The sequence below is a fragment of the Mesorhizobium sp. M0663 genome (assembly GCF_040320585.1).
Lineage (GTDB): Bacteria > Pseudomonadota > Alphaproteobacteria > Rhizobiales > Rhizobiaceae > Mesorhizobium.
The window spans coordinates 338,109-360,638 of sequence record NZ_JAMYPX010000004.1 but is presented as its reverse complement, the minus strand read 5'-3'; the positions used below and the strand labels follow the sequence as shown (position 1 = coordinate 360,638).

At 64.4% G+C, this 22,530-nt stretch carries 22 protein-coding genes; 9 read left to right on the top strand and 13 right to left on the bottom strand.

Features of this window, described 5'->3' with window-relative positions; all coding sequences use genetic code 11:
- Nucleotides 1–26 precede the first annotated feature (26 nt).
- Nucleotides 27–1,007, bottom strand: a complete 981-nt coding sequence (locus tag NKI54_RS11130) for a GlxA family transcriptional regulator (RefSeq protein WP_352634886.1) — start codon at nt 1,005–1,007, stop codon at nt 27–29.
- A gap of 76 nt (nt 1,008–1,083) precedes the next feature.
- On the opposite strand from NKI54_RS11130, the gene bcoG reads away from it, so the two are divergent.
- The 7 genes from bcoG (at nt 1,084) to NKI54_RS11095 (ending at nt 9,089) form a co-directional block, all read left to right on the top strand.
- A complete protein-coding gene (bcoG, locus tag NKI54_RS11125) occupies nt 1,084–1,995 on the top strand; it encodes a 3-dehydrocarnitine:acetyl-CoA trimethylamine transferase BcoG (RefSeq protein WP_352451615.1) in 912 nt (303 codons plus the stop codon).
- Between the two features lie 31 nt (nt 1,996–2,026).
- Entirely contained in the window at nt 2,027–2,656 is a 630-nt protein-coding gene (locus tag NKI54_RS11120) for an HD domain-containing protein (protein WP_023677594.1), read from the top strand.
- Nucleotides 2,653–3,726 (top strand): carnitine 3-dehydrogenase, encoded by a 1,074-nt coding sequence (locus tag NKI54_RS11115; RefSeq protein ID WP_352464602.1) that lies wholly within the window; start codon nt 2,653–2,655, stop codon nt 3,724–3,726. Before NKI54_RS11120 ends, NKI54_RS11115 begins: the two co-directional genes overlap by 4 nt.
- Nucleotides 3,727–3,730: 4 nt before the next feature.
- Entirely contained in the window at nt 3,731–4,894 is a 1,164-nt protein-coding gene (locus NKI54_RS11110) for an acyl-CoA dehydrogenase family protein (protein WP_352464604.1), read from the top strand.
- Between the two features lie 186 nt (nt 4,895–5,080).
- Nucleotides 5,081–7,159, top strand: a complete 2,079-nt coding sequence (locus tag NKI54_RS11105) for an acetate--CoA ligase family protein (protein ID WP_352634883.1) — start codon at nt 5,081–5,083, stop codon at nt 7,157–7,159.
- Nucleotides 7,152–7,934 carry a carnitinyl-CoA dehydratase gene (locus NKI54_RS11100; RefSeq protein WP_352691480.1) on the top strand — a complete coding sequence of 261 codons (783 nt, stop codon included), beginning with the start codon at nt 7,152–7,154 and terminating at the stop codon, nt 7,932–7,934. The genes NKI54_RS11105 and NKI54_RS11100 overlap by 8 nt, the downstream gene beginning before the upstream one ends.
- Nucleotides 7,935–8,150: 216 nt before the next feature.
- Nucleotides 8,151–9,089, top strand: a complete 939-nt coding sequence (locus NKI54_RS11095) for an alpha/beta hydrolase (protein ID WP_352464610.1) — start codon at nt 8,151–8,153, stop codon at nt 9,087–9,089.
- 46 nt (nt 9,090–9,135) lie between these two features.
- Here NKI54_RS11095 and NKI54_RS11090 read toward each other — a convergent pair whose 3' ends face one another.
- The 3 genes from NKI54_RS11090 to NKI54_RS11080 form a co-directional block, all read right to left on the bottom strand.
- Nucleotides 9,136–9,402 carry a hypothetical protein gene (locus NKI54_RS11090; protein ID WP_352634881.1) on the bottom strand — a complete coding sequence of 89 codons (267 nt, stop codon included), beginning with the start codon at nt 9,400–9,402 and terminating at the stop codon, nt 9,136–9,138.
- 95 nt (nt 9,403–9,497) lie between these two features.
- On the bottom strand, nt 9,498–10,283 hold the full coding sequence (locus NKI54_RS11085) for a DUF899 domain-containing protein (protein ID WP_023677589.1): 786 nt from the start codon (nt 10,281–10,283) through the stop codon (nt 9,498–9,500).
- A 157-nt stretch (nt 10,284–10,440) separates the two neighbouring features.
- Nucleotides 10,441–10,740: a hypothetical protein gene (locus NKI54_RS11080; RefSeq protein ID WP_352634877.1), complete on the bottom strand. Its 300-nt coding sequence runs from the start codon at nt 10,738–10,740 to the stop codon at nt 10,441–10,443.
- 355 nt (nt 10,741–11,095) lie between these two features.
- Here NKI54_RS11080 and NKI54_RS11075 point away from each other — a divergent pair, with 355 nt between their 5' ends.
- Nucleotides 11,096–11,842 carry a GntR family transcriptional regulator gene (locus NKI54_RS11075; RefSeq protein ID WP_023677587.1) on the top strand — a complete coding sequence of 249 codons (747 nt, stop codon included), beginning with the start codon at nt 11,096–11,098 and terminating at the stop codon, nt 11,840–11,842.
- A 164-nt stretch (nt 11,843–12,006) separates the two neighbouring features.
- On the opposite strand, the gene NKI54_RS11070 is transcribed toward NKI54_RS11075, so the two are convergent.
- The 5 genes from NKI54_RS11070 to NKI54_RS11050 form a co-directional block, all read right to left on the bottom strand.
- Nucleotides 12,007–13,665: an FAD-binding dehydrogenase gene (locus NKI54_RS11070; protein ID WP_352634875.1), complete on the bottom strand. Its 1,659-nt coding sequence runs from the start codon at nt 13,663–13,665 to the stop codon at nt 12,007–12,009.
- 58 nt (nt 13,666–13,723) lie between these two features.
- Nucleotides 13,724–14,710 (bottom strand): Gfo/Idh/MocA family protein, encoded by a 987-nt coding sequence (locus tag NKI54_RS11065; RefSeq protein WP_352590821.1) that lies wholly within the window; start codon nt 14,708–14,710, stop codon nt 13,724–13,726.
- A gap of 139 nt (nt 14,711–14,849) precedes the next feature.
- Nucleotides 14,850–15,425: a YceI family protein gene (locus NKI54_RS11060; protein WP_352634873.1), complete on the bottom strand. Its 576-nt coding sequence runs from the start codon at nt 15,423–15,425 to the stop codon at nt 14,850–14,852.
- Nucleotides 15,426–15,493: 68 nt separating this feature from the next.
- Complete coding sequence (locus NKI54_RS11055; protein ID WP_352568460.1) at nt 15,494–16,072, bottom strand: cytochrome b; 579 nt, start codon at nt 16,070–16,072, stop codon at nt 15,494–15,496.
- Nucleotides 16,073–16,132: 60 nt separating this feature from the next.
- Nucleotides 16,133–17,023, bottom strand: coding sequence for a LysR family transcriptional regulator (locus NKI54_RS11050; protein WP_352568462.1), 891 nt, complete (start codon nt 17,021–17,023; stop codon nt 16,133–16,135).
- 105 nt (nt 17,024–17,128) lie between these two features.
- Here NKI54_RS11050 and NKI54_RS11045 point away from each other — a divergent pair, with 105 nt between their 5' ends.
- Nucleotides 17,129–18,124 (top strand): aldo/keto reductase, encoded by a 996-nt coding sequence (locus NKI54_RS11045; RefSeq protein ID WP_352568464.1) that lies wholly within the window; start codon nt 17,129–17,131, stop codon nt 18,122–18,124.
- A gap of 270 nt (nt 18,125–18,394) precedes the next feature.
- Here the strand turns inward: NKI54_RS11045 and NKI54_RS11040 are convergent, their stop codons facing one another.
- From NKI54_RS11040 to pheT, 4 genes are all read right to left on the bottom strand, one after another.
- Nucleotides 18,395–18,997, bottom strand: a complete 603-nt coding sequence (locus NKI54_RS11040) for a nucleotidyltransferase family protein (protein WP_352691477.1) — start codon at nt 18,995–18,997, stop codon at nt 18,395–18,397.
- A gap of 108 nt (nt 18,998–19,105) precedes the next feature.
- Nucleotides 19,106–19,477 (bottom strand): hypothetical protein, encoded by a 372-nt coding sequence (locus NKI54_RS11035; RefSeq protein ID WP_352568468.1) that lies wholly within the window; start codon nt 19,475–19,477, stop codon nt 19,106–19,108.
- A gap of 28 nt (nt 19,478–19,505) precedes the next feature.
- Nucleotides 19,506–20,099, bottom strand: a complete 594-nt coding sequence (locus NKI54_RS11030) for a prolyl hydroxylase family protein (RefSeq protein WP_352568469.1) — start codon at nt 20,097–20,099, stop codon at nt 19,506–19,508.
- Nucleotides 20,100–20,109: 10 nt separating this feature from the next.
- Entirely contained in the window at nt 20,110–22,518 is a 2,409-nt protein-coding gene (gene pheT, locus NKI54_RS11025) for a phenylalanine--tRNA ligase subunit beta (protein WP_352568470.1), read from the bottom strand.
- Between the last annotated feature and the right edge of the window lie 12 nt (nt 22,519–22,530).

Here is a 22,530-nt window from a genome sequence, read left to right as displayed (position 1 = left end):
GTGGCCAAGCTTTTGGGCGACATGCATTATCCCCGACGCAGCCTGACCGGCGCTTCGCCGAACGCTCTTGAAAACGCTCTGGAAAATGCCGCGGCGGACGAAAACCCCGTTCGCCCGGCAATGTCCGCCATGGCGATGCGCGTGTCGACCACCAGCCGGCGCGCGGCGCCGAGGCGCAGCCTGAGGTAATAAGCGCCGGGCGTTTCGCCGATCGACTTGCGAAAGATGCTTTCCAGCGTCCGTGCCGTCACCCCGGCGCGCTTTGCCACGGCGGCGACAGTCAGCGGCTGGTCGACATGCGCTTCCATCAGCCGGATGGCTTGCGCCAGCCTGGGATCGTAGCCGTCGAGACGGCCGAGCGAGACCAGCGGTTGCGCGTCCGTCGCGGCGCGCGCCTGGTCGTAGATGAAGACGCTCGCGACATCGAGCGCCACGGCCATGCCGAGCCGCGTGCGGATCAGATGCAGCATCAGGTCGAAGGTCGGCGAGGCGCCGCCGGTGGTGAACACCGGGCCATCGATGACGTAGCGGTCGGGGCGCACGTCGACGCCGGGAAAGGCCGACGAGAAATCCTCCATGTCCTCCCAGTGGGTGGTGGCGCTGCGCCCCTCCAGCAGACCCGCGCGGGCAACCAGCCAGGTGCCGGCCTCGACGCCGCCGCAGGCGCGTGCCGCGCGCGCCGCCCGGCGCAGTCCGGACAGCAGGGCCGATGTGGCGTAGTTCTGCGTGCCGAAGCCGGCGACGACGACCAGCATATCGGTTGTGTCAGCCGCATCGAAGCGGCCGCTGACCACCACCGGCAGGCCGCATGTGGTGACCGGCGCCTCGCCTGTCACCGAGACCAGCCTGAAATCGAACAGCGTCTCACCGGCAATGCGGTTGGCGGCGCGCAACGGATCGACGGCCGACGCGACGCACATGATCGACGAGCCGGAGAATACCAGCAGCGTCACCTTGAGCGGCAAACGCTCGGCCCGAAAGATCGTCGGTTTTTCGTTTTTGGTCACACGATCTTCGTAAAACGCAAAACAGTTTCCGGCAAGTCAGGCATTCTTGCCCTACGTTCTATTGGGAGAGAGTCCGATGCCGTTAGCGATGAACCGTGAGGTTTTCATTACCTGTGCCGTGACCGGGTCCGGCGGTTCGCAGGACCGCAGCCCGCATGTGCCGCGCTCGCCCAGAGAGATCGCCGATTCGGCCATCGAGGCGGCAAAGGCAGGTGCTGCAATCGTGCACTGCCATGTGCGCGATCCCGAGACCGGCAAGCCTAGGCGCGACGTGCATCTCTATCGCGAAGTAACCGAGCGCATCCGCGCGGCAGACGTCGACGTGGTGCTGAACCTGACCGCCGGCATGGGGGGTGACATGGTATTCGGCCCGCCGGAGAAGCCGCTGCCGCTGAACGAAAAAGGCACGGACATGGGCGGCGCGAGCAACCGCATGGAACATGTGCGCCAGTGCCTGCCGGAAATCTGCACGCTCGATTGCGGCACCATGAATTTCGCCGAGGCCGATTATGTCATGACCAATACGCCCGGCATGCTGCGTGCCATGGGCGGCATGATGACGGCGCTCGGTGTCAAGCCGGAGATCGAGGCCTTCGACACCGGGCATCTGTGGTTCGCCAAGCAATTGGTCGAGGAAGAAGTGCTGAAGCCGGACGCGCTGGTGCAATTGTGCATGGGCGTGCCGTGGGGCGCGCCGGACGACCTCAACACCTTCATGGCCATGGTCAACAATGTACCGTCGACCTGGAACTGGTCGGCCTTTGCCATTGGCCGCAACCAGATGGCCTATGTCGCGGCCGCGGTGCTGGCCGGCGGCAATGTCCGCGTCGGACTGGAGGATAATCTCTGGCTCGACAAGGGCGTGCTGGCGACCAATGCGCAGCTGGTCGAGCGGGCGGTCAGCATCGTGTCGAATATGGGCGCCAGGGTCATCGGCCCGGACGAAGTCCGCAAGAAGCTGAACCTGACGAAGCGCGCACCGCTTTGAAAAGCCGGTAGCCGGTTGGGAGGAGCCGCCGATGAAGACCGTGAAATTCACCGCCATGAAGGACGGCGACCGCGAGGACTATGCCTTCCTCACCGAGCACGAGATCGACTATGCGGCAAAGACCGGCGAGCGGCTGCTCGACGCGCTCGTCCAGCTTGATGCGGGCCTCTCGGGCTACAAGATCACCCGGCTCGGCCATTCACTGCAAGCGGCAACACGGGCCTGGCGCGACGGCGCCGACACCGACTGGATTGCCTGCGCCTTGCTGCACGATATTGGCGACATCTACGCGCCCTATAACCACGACGAGTATGCGGCGTCGATCCTGAAGCCTTTTGTGCGCGAGCAATGCACCTGGGTGGTGGAGAAGCACGGCGATTTCCAGCGCCTCTATTACGCCCACCACCTCGGCGGCAATCCACACGCCCGCGACCGTTTCGCCGGGCACATCTACTTCGACGATTGCGATAAGTTTTGCGAACGCTGGGATCAGTCGAGCTTCGATCCCGACTACGAGACATTGCCGATCGATTTCTTCCGGCCCTTCGTGCTCGAAGTGTTCGCGCGCAAGGCCTATGACGCATCCGTGATCCGTGCCGGCGAGCGTGTCGCCCTCACCGACCCCGCAACAGCCCGCACAAGAACCGGAGCTTCCGCATGAGCATCATCAACAAGGCGGCCGCGATCGGCGGCGGCGTCATCGGCGCCGGCTGGGTGGCGCGGCTGCTGCTCAACGGCATCGACGTGTCGATCTTCGATCCCGATCCCGAGGCGTCACGCAAGGTCGGCGAGGTGATGAAGGGCGCACGCCGCGCCTACAAGCAGATGCTGCCCGGCGGCCTGCCGAAAGAGGGCAAGCTTACCTTCGCCAAGACGATCGCCGAGGCGGTGGCCGACGCCGACTTCATCCAGGAAAGCGTGCCGGAGCGGCTCGACCTGAAGCACCGCGTGCTGGCCGAGATCGACCTTTATGCACCGGCCAACGCCATTATCGGCTCCTCCACCTCCGGCATCAAACCGACCGACATGCAGGTGGCGATGAAGAAGCACCCGGAGCGGCTGGTCGTCGGCCATCCGTTCAACCCCGTCTATCTGCTGCCGCTGGTCGAAATCGTCGGCGGCGAACAGACCTTTCCCGAGGCGATCGAAGTCGCCACGGAGATGTATGCCTCGATCGGCATGAAGCCGGTGGTGATCCGCAAGGAGATCGAAGCGTTCGTCGGCGACCGGCTGCTCGAAGCGGCCTGGCGCGAGGCGCTGTGGCTGGTCAAGGACGGCATCTGCACGGTCGAGGAGCTCGACGACATCATGCGCTACGGCTTCGGCCTGCGCTGGGCGCAGATGGGCATGTTCCAAGTCTATCGCGTCGCCGGCGGCGAGGCCGGCATGCGCCACTTCATGGCGCAGTTCGGCCCGTGCCTGAAATGGCCGTGGACCAAGCTGATGGACGTGCCGGAGTTCAACGATGAGCTGGTCGAGCTGATCGCCACCCAGTCGGACGATCAGGCGCACGGTCTGTCGATCCGCGAGCTCGAAAAGATCCGCGACGACAATCTGGTCGCCATCATGGAGGCACTGTCGAAGCAGAACAAAGGCAAAGGCTGGGGTGCCGGCGCCCTGCATAAGGACTACACCAGGCAGCTGGCCAAGCTCGCGGCCAAGAAGCCCACCGCCTCCAAGGCGGCCGAAAAGGCAAAGGCTGAAAAGCCGAAGAAAAGGAAGAAAGGCTGAGACCATGGATTTTGGTCTTTCGGAGGAGCAGAAGCTCATCGTCGAGACGACGCGGGCCTTCGTCGAGAACGAGCTTTACCCACATGAGCGCGAAGTGGAGCGTACCGGCGTGCTGCGCCGCGAGCTGATCGAGGAGATCAAGGCCAAGGCGATCGAAGCCGGCCTCTATGCCGCCAACATGCCGGCCGATGTCGGCGGCGCCGGGCTCGATACGGTGACCTGGCTGCTCTATGAAAAGGAACTCGGCCGCGCCAATTACGCGCTGCATTGGACCTGCGTGGCGCGGCCTTCGAACATCCTTCTCGCCGGCACGCTGGAGCAGCGCGAAAAATATCTGTTTCCCTGCATTCGCGGCGAGAAATGGGATTGCCTGGCAATGACCGAGCCGGGCGCCGGCTCCGATCTGCGCGGCATGAAGGCAACCGCCGTGCAAGACGGCGACGACTGGGTGCTGAACGGCACCAAGCATTTCATCAGCCATGCGGACCTCGCCGATTTCGCCATCGTCTTCATGGCCTCGGGTGAGGAAGAGTCTTCGCGTGGAAAACGCAAGAAGATCACCGCCTTCTTTGTCGACAAGGGCACCAAGGGTTTTACGGTGCGCGACGGCTACCGCAACGTCTCGCATCGCGGCTACACCAATGCCATCCTCGAATTCGACGATTGCCGGTTGCCCGGGGCCCAAGTGCTCGGCGAGGTCCACAAAGGCTTCGATGTCGCCAATTCATGGCTTGGCGCGACGCGCCTGCAGGTCGGCGCCACCTGCCTCGGCCGCGCCGAGCGGGCGCTTGGCCACGCCATCGAATACGCCGCGCAGCGCCAGCAGTTCGGCCAGCCGATCGGCAAGTTCCAGGGCGTGTCGTTCAAGCTCGCCGACATGGCGACCGAGCTGAAGGCCGCCGACCTGATGGTGTTCGAAGCCGGCTGGAAGTACGATCAGGGCACCGTCACCGACCAGGACATGGCCATGGCCAAGCTGAAGGCCACCGAGATGCTTGCCTTCGTCGCCGACGAGGCGATCCAGATCCATGGCGGCATGGGGCTGATGGACGATTTGCCGCTCGAGCGCATCTGGCGCGACGCCCGCGTCGAGCGCATCTGGGAAGGCACTTCGGAAATCCAGCGCCACATCATCTCGCGGGCGCTGCTGCGCCCGTTCGGGGGCTGAACAGCGCAATGTTTGCATTCCTTCCCACCCCCCTCTGTCCTATCGGACATCTCCCCCTCAAGGGGGGAGATCGGCCGCCATTCCTGATTTCGCCAGTTATTACCGTTGCATGCCTCGGGCCGGCGGCCCAGCTGCCAATCTCCCCCCTTGAGGGGGAGATGCCCGGCAGGGCAGAGGGGGGTCTTCGTGCACAGGCTTGAACGTCTTTTGCGGCCGAAATCGATCGCGGTCTTCGGTGGTGCGCAGGCTGCCGCCGTCGTCGCGCAATCGATCAAGATGGGCTTTGCCGGCGAGATCTGGCCGGTGCATCCGAGCAAGGCCGAGGTCGCCGGCCGCAAGGCCTATCGCTCGGTGGCCGAATTGCCCGGTGCGCCGGATGCCGCTTTCGTCGGCGTCAACCGGCACTTGACCATCGAAGTGGTCAAAGCACTGGCCGAGCGCGGCGCCGGCGGTGCGGTCTGCTTCGCCGCCGGCTTCCTCGAAACCGAGGCCTATGACGAGGACGGCGAGCGGCTGCAGGCCGAGCTGGTCGCGGCGGCGGGCCAAATGCCAATCATCGGGCCGAACTGCTACGGGCTCATCAACTATGCCGACGGCGCGCTTTTGTGGCCCGACCAGCATGGCGGCATCAGGCTGCCAGAAGGCGGTCGCGGCGTTGCCATCATCACCCAGTCGTCGAACATCGCCATCAACATGACGATGCAGAAGCGCGGCCTGCCGATCGCCTTTCTGATGACCGCCGGCAACCAGGCGCAGACCGGGCTTTCCGAAATGGCGCTCGGCCTGATCGAGGACGACCGTGTCACCGCGCTCGGCTTGCATATCGAGGCTTTCGATTCGGTAGCCGGCTTCGAAAGGCTGGCGGCACGGGCGCGCGAGCTGAAAAAGCCTGTCATCGCCATGAAGGTCGGCCGCTCCGAGCAGGCGCGGCAGGCGGCCGTTTCCCATACCGCGTCGCTGGCCGGCTCGGACGCAGCGTCCGGCGCCTTCCTGAAGCGGCTCGGCATCGCGCGCATCGATTCGATCCCGGCCTTCATCGAGGCGCTCAAGCTGCTGCACGTCACCGGCCCCCTGCCCGGCTACCGGCTGTCGTCGATGAGCTGTTCGGGCGGCGAGGCGTCAGTGATGGCCGACAGCGCCGAAGGCCGCTGGGTGACGTTTCCGCCACTCACCCCCGAGCACCGCGCGCATGTCAAATCGACGCTCGGGCCGCTGGTCGCGGTGGCCAACCCGCTCGACTACCACACCTTCATCTGGAACAACGAGCCGGCGATGACCGCCACCTTCACCGCGATGGTGTCGGGCGGCTTCGACCTCAACATGCTGGTGCTCGATTTCCCGCGCCCCGACCGCTGCTCGGACACCGACTGGTGGGCGACGCTGCGTGCCTTCGAATCGGCGCTGAAGACCAACAGCGCGCAAGGCGCGATCGTCTCCTCGCTGCCGGAGAACCTGCCCGAGGAATACACTGCCGGGCTGATGGCGCGGGGCATGGTGCCGCTGTTCGGCATCTCCGAAGCCATTGACGCCGCCCAGGCGGCGGCCTTCATCGGCTGGGCCTGGCGCGAGCCGCAGGCGCAGCCGATCGACACTTCGGCGTCCGGCGCGCCGGCCGGCGACCATGTCACGCCGGACGAGGCCGAGGCGAAGGCGCGGCTCATCGAGGCCGGGCTCCCCGTGCCGAAGGGCGAGCGCGCCGGCAACGCGGTCGAAGCTGTCATCTCCTCGATGGCGCTCGGCTTCCCGGTGGCGCTGAAGGCCCTTGGTGTCATCCACAAGTCCGAGCTCGACGCGGTCCGGCTCAATTTGAGGGATGCCGAATCCGTCAGCACCGCCGCCCACGATCTCGGCCCGCTCGGCACGGGCCTTTATGTCGAGCGCATGGTGCGCGACGGCGTCGCCGAGCTGCTCGTCGGCTTCACCCGCGACCCGATGTTCGGCGCGGTGATGACGCTCGGCACCGGCGGCGTGCTGGTCGAGCTGTTGCGCGACAGCGTCACGCTGATGCTGCCGGCGACCCGCGACGATATCGAGGCCGCTTTGCGCGGGCTGAAACTGTTCCCGCTGCTCGACGGCTATCGCGGTCGGCCGAAGGCCGATGTTGCAGCGGCAATCGATGCGATATCTGGCATTGCCGCTTTCGTGCAGCAAAACGCCGGCGAGATCGAGGAACTCGACATCAATCCGCTGATCGTCTGCACCGAAGGCAAGGGCGCCTGGATCGCCGATGCGCTGCTGGTACTTGGAGACAAGAAGAATGTCTGAAATCATTTCGACCCGCCGCGAAGGCGCTGTCCTCGAAGTCACGCTCGACCGGCCCAAGGCCAATGCCATCGACCTGAAGACGTCGCGGCTGATGGGCGAGACTTTCAAGGCGTTTCGCGACGATCCCGACTTGCGCGTCGCCATCGTCAAGACCGCCGGTGACAAGTTCTTCTGCGCCGGCTGGGACCTGAAGGCCGCGGCCGGCGGCGACGCGGTCGACGGCGGCTACGGCGTCGGCGGCTTCGGCGGGCTGCAGGAACTGCGCGACCTCAACAAGCCGGTGATCGCCTGCGTCAACGGCATGGCGGTCGGCGGCGGCTTCGAACTGGCGCTATCCTGCGACCTCATCTATGCGTCGGACCACTCCTCCTTCGCGCTGCCCGAAATCCGCGCCGGCACGCTGGCCGATGCGGCGACGATCAAGCTGCCGAAGCGCATCCCCTACCATGTCGCCATGGACCTTTTGCTCACCGGCCGCTGGATGGACGTCGCCGAGGCGAATCGCTGGGGCCTGGTCAACGAGGTGCTGCCCAAGGACAGGCTGGAGGACCGCGTCTGGGAGATCGCGCGGCTGCTCGCCAGCGGCCCGCCGCTGGTCTTCGCCGCGATCAAGGAGACGGCCCGGGTCGCAGAATCGCTGACTTTCCAGGACGCGATGAACCGGGTGACGCGCCGGCAACTGTCGACGGTTGACGCACTCTACGGCTCGGAGGACAATCTCGAGGGCTTTCGCGCCTTTGCCGAAAAGCGCGATCCGGTGTGGAAGGGGAAGTAGTGGTATTGCAGGAATGATGGCGCTCACCCCCCTCTGTCCTGCCGGACATCTCCCCCTCAAGGGGGGAGATTGGATGTCATCATCGCTTTCGCCAATTGTCGACGCCGGAGAAAAGGCGGTTTCGCCGAAGCTGCCGATCTCCCCACTTGAGGGGGAGATGGCCGGCAGGCCAGAGGGGGGTGTTCAGGCGGATTCATTGCGATCCATCCAGCGCCCATGACCGACTACAAAACCCTCATCGACGCCGAGACCTGGGCCTTCATCGAGCGGACCAATTCTTATTATCCGCCCGATACGATCGACTACACCATCGCCGAGCAGCGCCAGATCTATAACCGGATGTGCCGCGAGTTCTTTGCCGGCTATCCCCAAGGCGTCACGGCGGAAACCACCGCCATTGCCACACCATGGCACATTCCGATCCGCGTCTACCGCGCCCCGGCGCCGGAAGCGGCGGCGATGGTGCTTTATTTCCATGGCGGCGGTTTTATCCTCGGCGGGCTCGACAGCCATGACGACCTCTGCGCCGAGCTTTGCAGCCGCACCGGCTACGAAGTGGTTTCGGTCGACTACCGGCTGGCACCGGAACACCTTCATCCGGCCGCCTTCGACGATGCCATCAGCGCCTTCGAATGGGCGGCGGCGACTTACGAGCGTCCTGTCCTGCTCTGCGGCGACAGTGCCGGCGGCAATCTCGCCGCCGCTGTCAGTCACGCAACGCGCGGCCATGCGCGCAAGCCGATCGGCCAGATTCTGGTCTATCCCGGCCTTGGCGGCGACAGCTCCGCCGGTTCCTACGTCACCCACGCGGAAGCGCCGATGCTTACCGCGCGCGACCTCGTTTTCTACAGGGACATCAGGACCGGTGGCGAGGATCGCACCGGCGATCTCACTCTGTGGCCGCTCGCCGACGCCGAGTTCGCCAATCTGCCGCCCACCGTCGTGATCACCGCTGAATGCGACCCGCTGTCGTCGGACGGCGAAGCCTATCGCGACCGCATCGTTGCCGCGGGCGGGCGCGCCTGGTGGCTCGAGGAGCCGGGGCTGGTGCATGGCTATTTGCGCGCCAGGCACACGGCCGGCCGCGCCCGCTCGAGCTTTACCCGGATTGTCGATGCGGTAGCGGTTTTGGGAAGGGGCGAGTGGATCTGGTGAGGGATGTCTTCCCGACCAGAACGGGCCTTTGTCGGCCGGTACAGCTCTATTTGCGGCGGCGTCGCCGGCCGGAAACCTGCTTCAGCCAAGGTCCTAAATGAAAGCCGCTCATCAGCAGGTACATCGGGACCATGCCGCCCAGCGGTGACGCCTCTTGCCCGGTCGAGCACATCATGTCCGGCGCTCCGCCGAGAAGCGTCAGCAGCGCCATGGTTGCGAGGGTCGGCGCGGCCGCAAAGGACAGCCAATCGGCTGCACTATGGCCGGCCGGGCTCGCATCGCCGGTGGATCCGCCTGCATGAATCTCGCTCATGTCCGTAGTCCTACATAGCGAGCGGGATGCGGTCGAACCGTGCATCCCGCTCCATCCATTTGCCCTAGCCGCATTTCCGCGACGCCAAAGACGTTCTATTCGGTGCGGTTCCGGAACGCGGCCTCTCCGGCGTCCGACACCTCGACCCACTTTTTGTCGGGAACGGCTTCGGCGCCGTAATTGTCGTGCCAGTTCCACCACTTGTACGTCGGCGTCTGCGGATAGCCCTCGGGCGAATCCTCCCAAACCTCCTGGCGGCCGAGCGGCGACAGGTCGAGATAGCTCCATACGGTCCCCATCGCCTCGTCACCGCGGTTGTTGATGAAGTAGGTGCGGAACACGCGGTCGCCGTCGCGGATGAACACGTTGTGGCCGTGCCACTCGTCAACGCCGAAGTCGGCATCGAAGCTGTCGGTGATGGTGTACCAGGGCATCTTCCAGTCCATCCGCGCCTTCAGCCGCGCAATGTCGGCCTGCGGTGCGCGCGAGGCGTAGGCAAGCGTGGTGTCGCGGGCGTTCAGATGGGCGAGGTTGCCGACCTGGTCCGCCCCCAGCGAACAGCCGCGGCAAGCGTGGTCGGGCCAGCCGAATACGCCGGGCTCGAAGAAGGCGCGGTAGACGATCAGTTGACGGCGGCCCTCGAACAGGTCGAGCAGGCTCACCTTTCCGTCGGGCCCTTCGAACGTATAGGTCTTCTCCACCGCCATCCACGGCATCCGCCGGCGCTCGGCGGCCAGTGCGTCGCGAGCCCGGGTCACGGTCTTCTCTTTCACGAGCAGCTGCTGGCGCGCGGCCTCCCACGCGTCAGGCGAAACGACCGGTGGTGTCTTCATCGCGAGCCGCGTCGTCTGCTCGCCTGTGCCATTCTGATGTGCCGTCATTGTGCATCTCCCTTGCTGGTCTGTCGCCGCATGCGCGACGTGTTGGGTCGTCAGATAGGATAGGGGCGATAGCGGATTGGCGAGAGTGACAAGTGTGACGCGATTCCGACGGGTCCGCTGATCACGGCCAATTTCGCCGCCCGCGACGCCCCTGCGCTCATTCGTGCCCGGACTGCTGAATGGGCCGAGCGCCGGCCAGATAGCGGTCATTGTCAAACGGCTCGGCGTGGTTGCTGTCCGGACTCCACAGCTGCCGGTGGGTTCGTGTGAGATCGCCGAGGTAGACATGCAGCGCACCCGATCGCGCACCGCCCGTATTCGCAACCGCATGCACGGTATTTGACGCCATGTGCACCACGGCAGGCGCTGCGATGTCCTGCCTTTCGGGAACATCGAGTTCGCTGCCGGCAACGGGATAGATGAAGTTCGTCTCGCTGCCCTTGTAGATGCCGATCAAGGCATCCATCAGGTGGTTGTGAGGCGGGTACTGCAGGCCGGGCGACAGAGTGATGTGATAAGATCGTCAGGTTCGGACTCGCATGCAGAAGCACCTCGTCGTCGTCTTCTTCGTGAGCGAGTGTTCCCGATGCGTGAAAGCGGTTGGTGTAGTCGCCCAGGACCGTCCTTACCGCTTCGAGGGGACCTGGCCCCTTCGCGGCATTGACGATATCATCGGCAGCGGCGTAGAGAGGCGAGTTGGCGGGTAAAGGCATATCAGTTATCCTCCCTGAGATGCTCAGATTATCAATCTGAGATGCTCACGCTAGCGAATGCTGATGCCAGCGTCAACCGGACAGCCAGACGGACAGAATATGAAAACGACGAAGTTGACCGCCGAACCGGCAAGGCCGGCCACGGTCGAGGCGACAGCACTGTCAGCCGCCGACGTCCTTCGCAGGGAACAGGCATATGAGCAGCTGAGGAACGACATCATTGCCTGCGTGTTGCGCCCCGGCGAAGCGCTGACGGAGAAACAGATCGGTGATCGATACCAGATCAAAAAGGCGACCATCCGCGCGGCGCTGGCCCGACTGATGCAGGAAGGACTGGTCAGGAGCGAGCCGCGCCGCGGCTACGTCGTTGCTACGCTCAGCCTGCGGGATGTCAACGAGATCTTCGATGTCCGCAGCTTGATCGAGCCGGAAGTGTTCAGGGTGGCGGCATCGAACATGACCGAGCGCGGGCTCGAGGATGTCAGGCTGGCAGCGCAAAAAGTGCTGAAGCCGGAGACGCTACGCAGCCACGTTGCCTTTCTTGCGGCCGACCGTGCCTTTCGTCTGGCCCTTGCGGAGCTCTCGGGAAATTTACGACTGGCGCATCTCCTGGACCAGATACTCGACCAGTCGGCGCGGGTTCTCCACCTCGGCTTCAAGTCCCGCGACTTCACCCAGTTGATCATCGCCCAGCAAAAGGAGCTGGTCCTTGCCTGCGAGGCAGGCGAGGTTTCCGCCATCGTCAAACTTGCCCGTTCGCAGTGCCTGTCTCTCAAGAAGCAGGTGCTCGAGGCTTTGCTTGCCGGTTCCAAGCTTCAAGACGTCAATTTGCAGCCCTTCGCCTAGAGCGGTTCCGGTTCTCCTGGAACCGGTAACCCGCTCTAACCATCTGTTTTGCCGCATTTATGCGGACGCCAAATGATTCCATTTTGGCTGCAAAATGCTCTAAGGGAAGTTGGCCATTCGGTGCAATCGCCACCTTGGCGCAACGGCCGCCGGCGGGCCTTGTTTCACCCCACCGCGCGTGCCGCCGCCCGTCCGGCACTGCGGCCGGAAAAGATGCAGCCGCCGAGAAACGTGCCTTCGAGCGCCGCATAGCCGTGCATGCCGCCGCCGCCGAAACCGGCGGCCTCGCCCGCCGCGTACAGCCCCTCGACTGGTTGGCCGCCGGCGCCCAGCACGCGGCTGTCGAGGTCAGTCTCCAGCCCACCGAGCGTCTTGCGGGTCAAGATGCTGAGCCTGACGGCAATCAGCGGGCCATTGGCGGGATCGAGCAGCTTGTGCGGCCTAGCCGTGCGGATCAGCCGGTCGCCGAGATAGGCTCGCGCGCCGCGCAACGCAGTAATCTGCATGTCCTTGGAGAACGGATTGTCGAGCTGCCGGTCGCGGGCGCGGATTTCGCGCTCAACCTGCGCCAGTTCGAGCAGCGGCTCGCCGCCGGCCACTGCGTTCATGCGGGCGACCAGCGCCGGCAAATCAGGCTCGACGATGAAATCCTCGCCCTTCTCCATGAACGCCTTGACCGGCGCGGGCACGCCGCTGGTGGCGCGGCCGAGCACCTGGCGCCAGCTCTTCCCCGTCAGATCGGGGTTCTGCTCGGAGCCCGACAGCGCGAACTCCTTCTGGATGATCTTTTTGGTCAGGATGAACCAGGAATGATCGAAGCCGGTGCTCATGATGTGGCTGAGCGTGGCCAACGTGTCGAAGCCGGGATAGAGCGGGACCGGCAGGCGCTTGCCGCGCGCATCGAGCCACAGCGATGACGGGCCGGGCAGGATGCGGATCGCATGATCGGTCCAGATCGGTGCCCAGTTCCTGACGCCCTCGACATAGTGCCACATGCGGTCGCGGTTGATCAGCCGGCCGCCGGCGGCTTCGGCGATCGCCAGCATGCGGCCGTCGACATGATCGGGAACGCCAGTGATCATGCGTTTCGGCGGCGCGCCCATCCGCTTCGGCCAATTCTCCCGGACCAGCTGGTGATTGGCGCCGATGCCGCCGGAGGCGACGATGACGGCCTGCGCCTTCAGCTCGAAATCGCCGGTGATCTCGCGCGAGCTCTTGCGGCCGCGCTCGGCATCGCTCGCCGCCAATAGGTCGCCGCGCACGCCGTCGACGACGCCGCCCGTCCGCGTCAATTCGTTGACCCGGTGACGGAATTTGAAGCGGATCAGCCCGCGCTTCTCGGCCTCGCGTACGCGCTGCGCGAACGGTTCGAGCACGCCAGGGCCGGTGCCCCAGGTGATGTGGAAGCGCGGCACCGAATTGCCGTGGCCGACGGCATTGCCGCCGCCGCGCTCGGCCCAGCCGACCACCGGAAAGAATTTCAGGCCGCGCTGCATGAGCCAGGAGCGCTTCTCGCCGGCGGCGAAGCCGAGATAGGCCTCGGCCCAGCGGCGCGGCCAGAGATCTTCCGTGCGGTCGAAGGCTGCGGTGCCCAGCCAGTCCTCGAGCGCCAGCTCATACGAATCGCGGATGCGCATGCGCCGTTGTTCGGGCGAATCGACAAGGAAGATGCCGCCGAGCGACCAGAATGCCTGGCCGCCAAGCGACTGTTCCGGCTCCTGCTCGACGATGATGGTCTTCTTGCCGGCCGCAGTCAGTTCGGCCGCAGCGACAAGGCCGGTAAGGCCGGCGCCGACAATGATCACATCCGCATCGTCGGACATCTATTTGGCCATGATCTTGTCCAAAAACCGGTCCCCACTTTTTGGGATCATGGCCGGCCTAGACTGTTTCCCAGCCTTCCTTCTCGCCGGCGCGGAAGATGGCATCGATGACCTTCTGGTTGAGCACCGATTCTTCCAGAGTGAAGACGCGGTCCTTGCCGCCCTGGGCCGCCCGCGCAAAGGCCTCGACTTCCAGCCGGTATTGCTGCGTGCCGGGAAAGCGGAACACCTGCGCCTCGCTGTGGTTCTGGTTGTGCAGCTCGACGCGGTGATGGTCGTAGAGCCCGGCGTTGAACGGTGAGAACACCTCGATGAAGCCCTTCTCGCCGTGCAAGACCATCACCTGGCGTGCCGCCATCTGCGTCGACAGGTAAAACGACAGCTCGAAGTCGCCGAAATCGGCGCGGATCGAGGAATAGATGTCGGTGCCGAATGTCTTGTCGCGCTCGATCGTCGCCTGGACGCGCAGAGGCTCCTTGCCGGTCGAAAAGCGCGTCGATACCGTCGGATAGACGCCGATGTCGGGCAGCGCGCCGCCGCCGAGATCGAGCTTGTTGCGCATGTTGTTGGGGTCGACATTGTAATAGGAGAACGCGCCCTGGACATGGCGCAGCCGGCCGATGGCGCCGTTGGCGATCAGCTCGCGCACCTTGATCCACTGCGGATGGTAGACGACCATGAAGGCTTCGCAGACCAGCACCTTCCTGGCATCGCGCAGCTTGATCAGCGGCGGAATGTCCTTGGCATCGAGCGCCAGCGGTTTTTCGACCAGGACATGCTTGCCGGCCTCGATCGCCTTGGCCGTCCATTCGACATGCTGCGAGGTCGGCAGCGGAATGTAGACGCCGTCGATGTCGCTGGAGGCGAGCAGCTCCTCATAGGAGCCGAACGCGTGGCGCGCACCGAAGCGTTCGCCCAGCGCCCGCGCTTTCGACAGATCGCGGCTGGCAATCGCGGACAGCACGCCGTTCTCCGCCTCGACGATTGCCGGCAAAAGCTGCTCGCGGCCGATCTTGGCCGTCGACAAAACACCCCATCGGAACATCAAATTTCTCCTCTCGATTGCAGGCCTGGAGGTTTGCCCTAATTCAGGAGAAAAGCCAATGCGGGAGCATGGCGGCGAACAGGGCGATCATCTGCGGCTTGTCCGGATGCCCGCGCTGCCCTGGCGGAACCTGCAAAGGCTATCCCCTTCTACCCGTCAGCGTCATGTCGAAGTCGACGACGTTGGAATAAATCGGCGTGCCGACATCCATGCCGTAGCGCGACCGCAGCACCTTGCCGGTGACGTGGAATTTTATCGTGCCCGCCTTGAGGCCGCCGAGATCGGCGGTGAATTTTTCCTGAAAGGTCTTGCCGCGCGCCGTCAGCCTGCCGGTAACCAGGGCTGACGTGTCGCCGGTCCGTTTGACGCTGGTCGAACGGAACTGGATCTCCGGATTGTCGGCCGCGTCGAACACCGCGTCCGAGCGAAGAAAGGCATCGATGCGGCTTTGGCCGGTACCGACGCTTTCGGGGAAGATGGTGAAATTGACCTGGGACCGGCCGACATCGCTGTTGTCGATCAGGATACTGCCCTTGAAGCGGGCGAAGGCGCCGTCGAGCCCGCCGCCGCCGAGCTTGCCGATGGAGAAGTGGATGCTGGAACTCCCCGGGCGGATGATGTAGCTGCCGGCCGCGTCGCCGAGGGCAACGGCGGCGAAAACAGGCATGGCAAAACAAGCGGCGGCGGCCGCAAATCCGAAGATGCGCGCGTACATGGAAATGGTCCTCTTGGCAGGCAACGCTTTCTTGCGTCCTCGCCCCATCAACGAATGAGCCGTCCGCTCTATTCCCTGTCGTGATGTGACGAAGCCGTGATCATGCGCGTCAGCACGGTATCCCTCAGCCAGAAATGATGGCGCAGCGCTGCGGCGAGATGCAAAGCGACAAGTCCGATGCCGGCATAGGCGAGATACCAGTGCGTCGCTGCCCAGAAGCTTTCTGCCGTGTCCGATTCACCGAGCGGCAGATTGGGCATGACGAACAGATTGAACGGCACGCTCGGGATCTCCAGCACCGAGACCGAGACCAGCGCCCAGCCGGACAACGGCAGAGCGAGCTGAAACGCATAAAGCGCGAGATGGACCAGCGGCGCCGCACGGCGCTCGAAAGGCCCGACCGAGCGCGGCAGCGGCGGGGCCGGTCTGCCTAGGCGCCAGGCGATGCGCAGGATGACCAGTCCAAGCAGCAGGAAGCCGAAGGATTTATGCAGCTGGATCAGCTCGAAGGCGGTGCGCTGGCTGGACAGCCGCACCATGACGAAGCCGAGCACGAACTGGCCGATAAAGAGCGCCGCGATCAGCCAGTGAAGGATGATCGCCGTCCAGCCGTAGCCGGCCGTCTGGTTTTTGGGCAGTGCTGACATGGTCGGTGAACGAATGCCAGGTCGGCTTTCTTCCACCTCTCCCTTGTGGGGAGGGTTGGCTTACTCGCCGACCTTGAAAAAATCGACAAAGGCCCTGAGCGCCGGCCGCATCTGGCGGCGGCTGGGGTAATAGACGAAGAAGCCGTCGAAGCGCGGGCACCAGTCCTCCAGCACGCGAACGAGCTTGCCGGCGGCGAGCGCGTCGCGGACATAGTCCTCGAACACGAAGGCGAGCCCGGCGCCGTCGACTGCGGCGTTGGCAATCAGATGGTCCTCGTCGAGGATCAGCGGCCCTTGCACCGGTATCTCGATCTCCTCGCCGTTTTGCTCGAATTCCCAGCGGTAGAGAATGCCGCTGGAGAAGCGGAAGCGGATGCAGCGGTGAGCGGCGAGATCGCGCGGATGCTGCGGCTTGGGCATGGTCTCGAAATAGGCTGGCGCGCCGACCACCGCGCCGCGAAGGTCTGGTCCGATACGCACCGCGATCATGTCGCGCTGCAGGCTCTCGCCCAGTCGCACACCGGCATCGAAGCCGCCCTCGACCACATCGGTGAAGCGGTCCTCGATGACGATCTCCAGCACGATGTCGGGATAGGCAGCAGCAAAGGCGCTGAGCCTTGGCGTCAGCGCCAGATGGGCGGCGGTTCGCGGCACCGTCAGCCTGAGATTGCCCGCCGGCCGGTCGCGCGCCTCAATCGCCGATTCCAGCGCCAGGTCGATTTCCGACAGCGCCGGCCTGAGGCGCTCGAGCAGTTGCGCGCCCTCCTCGGTCGGAGCGACGCTGCGCGTGCTGCGCGCCAGAAGGCGCACGCCGAGGCGCGCTTCGAGGCTGGACACCGCGTGGCTGACCGCCGATGGCGCGATTGCCAGTTCCTTGGCGGCGCCGCGAAAACTGCCGCATTGGGCGACCATTGCCAGTACCGCGAGCTGTGAAAGATGGGTTCGCTTCATTGATCTATTTCTTGGAACAGCCCGTGCAAATGAGAGCCGATTATCGAACTCGGCGCAAGACGCTATCTCTGCGGCATCACAACCATCACAACAAGGAGACACGTGATGCAAACCCGCAAGCTTGGCAATAAACTTGACGTCTACCCGGTCGGCCTCGGCTGCATGGGGATGAGCTTTGCCTATGGTGGCCAGCCGGAGGCGGAGGCGATTGCCACGCTGCGCCATGCCGTCGAGATCGGGGTCAATTTCTTCGACACGGCCGAGGTCTATGGCCCTTACGAGAACGAGATCCTGGTCGGCAAGGCGCTGAAGCCGGTGCGCGACAAGGTGACGATCGCAACCAAATTCGGCTTCAAGATCCTCGAAGAAGGGAGCGGCATGGAGCGCATGGCCGGTGTCGATAGCCGCCCGGAGCATGTCAAGGCCGTGGCCGAAGCGTCATTGAAGCGGTTGGATACGGAGGTGATCGATCTCTATTACCAGCACCGCGTCGACCCCAACGTGCCGATCGAGGATACGGTCGGCGCCATGGCCGAGCTGGTGCGCGAGGGCAAGGTGCGGGCGCTCGGCCTGTCGGAGGCGAGTGCGGCGACCATCCGCCGGGCGCATGCCGTGCACCCGATCGCCGCCGTGCAGAGCGAGTATTCACTGTGGAGCCGCGATCCGGAGGGGGAAGTGTTTGCCGTCTGCCGCGAGCTCGGCATCGGCTTTGTCCCGTATAGCCCGCTCGGCCGCGGCCTGCTCACCGGCACGATCGCCAAGCCCGATGTTCTCGGCGCCGACGACTGGCGCCGCGGGTTGCCGCGCTTCCAGGCCGACGCCATGGCGGCCAATGCGGCGGTCGTCGCCGTGCTGGAAAAGATGGCCGCCGGGAAGGGCGTGACGCCGGCGCAGCTGGCGCTCGCCTGGGTGCTGCATCAGGGCGACTTCATTGTCCCGATCCCCGGTGCGCGAAAAATGCGCCATCTGGAGCAGAATACGGCGGCAGCCGATATCGTGCTGAGCCAGGCCGAGGTGGCATCAATCGGCGACGCCCTGTCGCCGGAAAAGGTGGTCGGCAAGCGCTATACCGAGGAGCTGCTGGCGCTGGTTAACGGGTGAACGGCAATCGACGGCGTAATCGAAACGGGGCGTTTCGGCACCCCTTTTTGACTAATACGGTGCGATGCAAAGCGTTGTGAGACCTCGGCGCGAGGCACCCCCCTCTGTCCTGCCGGACATCTCCCCCTCAAGGGGGGAGATTGGCAGTTCCCGCGCCCTGCCCGCCCTTCCGGCGCCGGTGATTGGCGAAAGCCGAGGCGACATCCGATCTCCCCCCTTGAGGGGGAGATGCCCGGCAGGGCAGAGGGGGGTGCCTCGCGCCGACATTTCCTACCAAGGCACGACACTGATCTCCGGCCAGTTCTCCCTGGCACGCGCGCCCTTCATCTCGTGCGTCTGCCGATTATCCAGTGCACGGTTCGGGGTAACGCGAAACGAGAAGGTGTCGTCGAGCCCGAACGGCGCCACGAGCGCGAGTTGCCCATCGGTGCCGAATCTAACGCCGACCGCATGGGTTTTCGAAGCGAAATAGGACAGCGCCTCGGCGGACGACGACAGTCTGGGATAGGAACCGCCAAAGCGCGCCTCAAACCACAGATGCACCCGCGCCTGGTTGCGCACTTCGACCGGCAGCGTCAGTCCTTCGAACTGCTTCGCCGCCCGGCGGATGACCGTGTCCTCGGCTTCATAGGACAGATCGCTCTCATCGAAATAGAACAGGTCGACATCCCGGATGCCGTACCCCGAGGGCTTTCCGGTCAGGTGATTCCAGACGCTGTTGTAAAGCGCGCCGGACACGACCAGCCAGTCCCGCAGGTCAAGCGCCCGCACTCGCGACAGCGTCTCGCCAATCAGCGGATCGGCCGAGACGATATCGAGAAAGGCTGCACGCTGTTCCTCAAAGGGCAGCCCTGAATAGCGCAAATGGTCCATCGCCCTTTGGACGGCGATTCGTCACCTGCCGGCAACCCCTCTAGGTCCTCAGCGCGCCATGCGTTGTGCAATTATCGGAAAGGGCGTCGTGACGCCCATTTCTGCAGGCTAGTTTCCCTCCCGCCCAAGGCTCATTGTTCGGTCGGTCTCGGACCAGAAGACTGGCTCCTCGATTGACGGCCATTCTTCGCCATACACAAAGCCTTCGATCGCATCTAGCTTTCCTTCAATCTCATCGAAGAACAGCACCATGCCGCAAAGAAGCTGGTCAGGTCCAACGCACGCTACCCGAAGCGAACTGAACACTCGACTCTCAAAGCGCAATTCCGGGGGAACCGATGAGGGAGTGACTCTGGTCATGAATCCTACAGGATCGCGGCTGCGTACTTTGACTTTCAGCGCACGCATCATGTCAGGAGAAACGCCGGCGGAACGGCAGAACTCCTTGACGAAAAACACTTCCAGCGGGGTCAGGTGCATTTAGCTCAGCGGCAGAACGGACAGCGTTTCATTGGCGCTTGTACATCACGTCCGTCCGGATGACGTACTTGCGCCCCGACAGCACCTCGTCGCCGCGATGCTCGATCGGATGGTAGAACGCCAGTGCCATTCCTTTCTTCGGCTTCACCAGAAGACTGCTACCGGCATAGCCCGGCATCTCGCCGCGAAACGAGGTTCCTCCCCCTTCAAATCCATCTGATAGATAAATCATGAACGTGAACTGACTGCGCTCCAAGGCGTGGCGCTCGAAATAGCCGTCATGGTGCCAATCGAACTTCTGGCCCGGCCCATAGCGATAGAAACGGAAACGCTCATTCAGCCCGGTCAAGCGCCAGTCGCCGAGACCACGATAGAGCAGAGGCCGCGCCCGTGCGAAGAGCAAATCCGCAAGGTCCTCGTCATCGAAGACAACCCGGTCGTTATTGCGAAGCTCCTTCAGGACGGTGGCGCCGCCGGAGCTGTTCACCTTGGCCGCCTCGAAACCGCGCCGTTCACTGTCAGCGATCAGATCGGCGCATTCCTGGTCATCCAAGAAGCCGTCGATCGTCCCGATGTGAGTTGCCAGCCAGGTGATGGAGAGTTTGCTGGTGTGAACCATCATCGCATCCGTTCTAGGTTCTGAGCACGCCGCCGGTCTGCTTGCCGACATTCTCGACGATGCGCTTGGCCAGCGCCTCGAAATCGTCGTCGGTCAGCGTCTTTTCGACCGGCTGGATCGACACTTCAATGGCGATCGATTTTTTCGCCGCGCCGAGCGCTGCACCCTCGAAAACATCGAACACCGAGACGCCGGAAATCAGCTTTCGGTCGGCGGCAAGGGCGGCGCGAACGAGTGTGCCGGCTTCGACCGCCTTGTCGACAACGAAGGCGAAATCGCGCTTGACCGCCTGGAAGGCGGACAGATCAAGCCTCGGCTTCGTCCGCGTCGGCTTGGCCTTCGGCTCGGGCACCGCATCGATGAACACTTCGAAGCCGCAGAGCGGGCCGGAGACGTCCAGCCCCTCCAGTGTCTTCGGGTGGAACTCGCCAAACGTGCCAAGGATTACCTTCGGCCCAAGCTTGATCGTGCCGGAGCGGCCGGGATGATACCAGGCCGGGCCGCCAGCCTCGATCTGCAGCCGCTCGACCGGCGCGCCGCAGGCTTCGAGTGCTGCGATCGCATCGGCCTTGGCATCGAAGACGCCGACGGCGCCGGCGTTGCCGGCCCAATGGCGGCCGGAGCCCTCGAGCTTGGCGGTGCCGCGCCGCACGCCGGCGGCAACGCGCCGCTGCTGGTCGGCGCCGTCGCCCTCGTAAGTGCCCGACACTTCGAAAAGCGCGATATCGCCGATGCCCCTGTCGGCATTGCGCTGTGCTGCCGCAATCAGCCCCGGCAGCAGCGACGGCCGCATGTCCGACATATCGGCGGCGATCGGGTTGGCAAGCTTCAGCGCCTGCTGGCCGCCGCCGAACAATTCGGCGTGTTTTGCCGGAATGAACGACCAGGTGACGGCCTCCATCATGCCGCGCACGGCAAGTGCCCGCTTGGCGGCGCGGGTGCGGATCTGCAGCACAGTCAGGATCCTGGCGTTGACCGCATCGTGCGAACCGAGCGGCTGCGGCGCGATGTTGTCGACGCCGTGGATGCGCATGACCTCCTCGACCAGGTCGGCCTTGCCGTCGACATCCGGCCGCCAGGACGGGACCGCCACATTGACGACATCGCCCGTGCCCTCCGGCCTGAAGCCGAGGCGGGCAAGAATGTCGAGGCTTGTCGAGCGCGGCACTTCGATGCCGGTCAGCCGCTTCACTTCCGACAATGGGAACGAGACGATCTTCGGCTGATGGCCGGCATAGCCGACGACTCGGGTTTGGGCCGGCGTACCACCGCAGAAATCGAGCACCAGCTTCGTTGCCAGCTCCAAGCCGGGAACCATCATTTCCGGGTCGACGCCACGCTCAAACCGATAGCGCGCGTCGGTGATGATGCCGAGTGTGCGGCCGGTGCGGGCGGTGGTGATCGGGTCCCAAAGCGCCGACTCGATCAGCACGTCTGACGTGTTCTCGTCGCAGCCGGAATGCTCGCCGCCCATGATGCCGGCAATCGATTCGATGCCGTCCTGGTCGGCGATGACGCACATCTCCGGCGTCAGCGTGTATTCGCGGCCGTCGAGCGCCAGCACCTTTTCGCCGTCATGCGCCCGGCGCACGGTGAGATTGCCGGTGACCTTCGCAGCGTCAAAAACATGCAGCGGCCGACCGCGGTCGAAGGTGACGTAATTGGTGATATCGACGAGCGCGCTGATCGGCCTCAAGCCGATGGCGAGAAGCCTTTGCTGCAGCCATTTCGGCGACGGTCCGTTCTTGACGCCGCGTACCAGGCGCAGCGCAAAGCCGGGACAGAGCTCCGGCGCTTCGATCGTCACCTTGACCGGCGTCTCGCCCTTGCCGGGGATCGGCTCTATCGGCGCGATCTTCAGCGTGCCGAGCCCGCTCGCCGCCAGATCGCGGGCGATGCCATGGACACTGGTCGCATCCGGCCGGTTCGGCGTCAGATTGATCTCGATCAGCGGGTCGTCGAGATGGGCATAGGCGGCGAAGCTGGTACCGACCGGCGCATCGGCAGGAAGGTCGATGATGCCGTCATGCTCCTCGGACAATTCGAGCTCGCGCTCGGAGCACATCATGCCGTGGCTTTCAACGCCGCGGATCTTGCCGACGGTCAGCGTCACGTCGATGCCGGGAATATAGGTGCCCGGTGCTGCAAAGGCGCCGATCAGGCCCGCGCGGGCGTTCGGCGCTCCACACACGACCTGCACCGGCGGCTTGCCGTCGCCGGTGTCGACGGTCAGCACGCGAAGCCGGTCGGCGTCGGGATGCTGGACCGCCGTCAGCACCTTGGCGATGACGAAGGGAGCCAGGCTCGCCCGGTCGTCGACATGCTCGACCTCGAGGCCGATCGAGGTGAGACGCCCGACGATTTCCGCCAGCGAGGCGTCGGTCTCGAGATGATCCTTGAGCCAGGAGAGGGTGAGTTTCATGACTGTGTTCCG

What these genes read in the sequence shown, in the direction of transcription:
- bcoG (WP_352451615.1), top strand. Translation starts at nt 1,084, where the DNA reads ATGCCGTTAGCGATGAACCGTGAGGTTTTCATTACCTGTGCCGTGACC.
- NKI54_RS11120 (WP_023677594.1), top strand. Translation starts at nt 2,027, where the DNA reads ATGAAGACCGTGAAATTCACCGCCATGAAGGACGGCGACCGCGAGGAC.
- NKI54_RS11115 (WP_352464602.1), top strand. Translation starts at nt 2,653, where the DNA reads ATGAGCATCATCAACAAGGCGGCCGCGATCGGCGGCGGCGTCATCGGC.
- NKI54_RS11110 (WP_352464604.1), top strand. Translation starts at nt 3,731, where the DNA reads ATGGATTTTGGTCTTTCGGAGGAGCAGAAGCTCATCGTCGAGACGACG.
- NKI54_RS11100 (WP_352691480.1), top strand. Translation starts at nt 7,152, where the DNA reads ATGTCTGAAATCATTTCGACCCGCCGCGAAGGCGCTGTCCTCGAAGTC.
- NKI54_RS11095 (WP_352464610.1), top strand. Translation starts at nt 8,151, where the DNA reads ATGACCGACTACAAAACCCTCATCGACGCCGAGACCTGGGCCTTCATC.
- NKI54_RS11090 (WP_352634881.1), bottom strand. Translation starts at nt 9,402, where the DNA reads ATGAGCGAGATTCATGCAGGCGGATCCACCGGCGATGCGAGCCCGGCC.
- NKI54_RS11085 (WP_023677589.1), bottom strand. Translation starts at nt 10,283, where the DNA reads ATGACGGCACATCAGAATGGCACAGGCGAGCAGACGACGCGGCTCGCG.
- NKI54_RS11075 (WP_023677587.1), top strand. Translation starts at nt 11,096, where the DNA reads ATGAAAACGACGAAGTTGACCGCCGAACCGGCAAGGCCGGCCACGGTC.
- NKI54_RS11070 (WP_352634875.1), bottom strand. Translation starts at nt 13,665, where the DNA reads ATGTCCGACGATGCGGATGTGATCATTGTCGGCGCCGGCCTTACCGGC.
- NKI54_RS11065 (WP_352590821.1), bottom strand. Translation starts at nt 14,710, where the DNA reads ATGTTCCGATGGGGTGTTTTGTCGACGGCCAAGATCGGCCGCGAGCAG.
- NKI54_RS11060 (WP_352634873.1), bottom strand. Translation starts at nt 15,425, where the DNA reads ATGTACGCGCGCATCTTCGGATTTGCGGCCGCCGCCGCTTGTTTTGCC.
- NKI54_RS11055 (WP_352568460.1), bottom strand. Translation starts at nt 16,072, where the DNA reads ATGTCAGCACTGCCCAAAAACCAGACGGCCGGCTACGGCTGGACGGCG.
- NKI54_RS11050 (WP_352568462.1), bottom strand. Translation starts at nt 17,023, where the DNA reads ATGAAGCGAACCCATCTTTCACAGCTCGCGGTACTGGCAATGGTCGCC.
- NKI54_RS11045 (WP_352568464.1), top strand. Translation starts at nt 17,129, where the DNA reads ATGCAAACCCGCAAGCTTGGCAATAAACTTGACGTCTACCCGGTCGGC.
- NKI54_RS11040 (WP_352691477.1), bottom strand. Translation starts at nt 18,997, where the DNA reads ATGGACCATTTGCGCTATTCAGGGCTGCCCTTTGAGGAACAGCGTGCA.
- NKI54_RS11035 (WP_352568468.1), bottom strand. Translation starts at nt 19,477, where the DNA reads ATGCACCTGACCCCGCTGGAAGTGTTTTTCGTCAAGGAGTTCTGCCGT.
- NKI54_RS11030 (WP_352568469.1), bottom strand. Translation starts at nt 20,099, where the DNA reads ATGATGGTTCACACCAGCAAACTCTCCATCACCTGGCTGGCAACTCAC.
- pheT (WP_352568470.1), bottom strand. Translation starts at nt 22,518, where the DNA reads ATGAAACTCACCCTCTCCTGGCTCAAGGATCATCTCGAGACCGACGCC.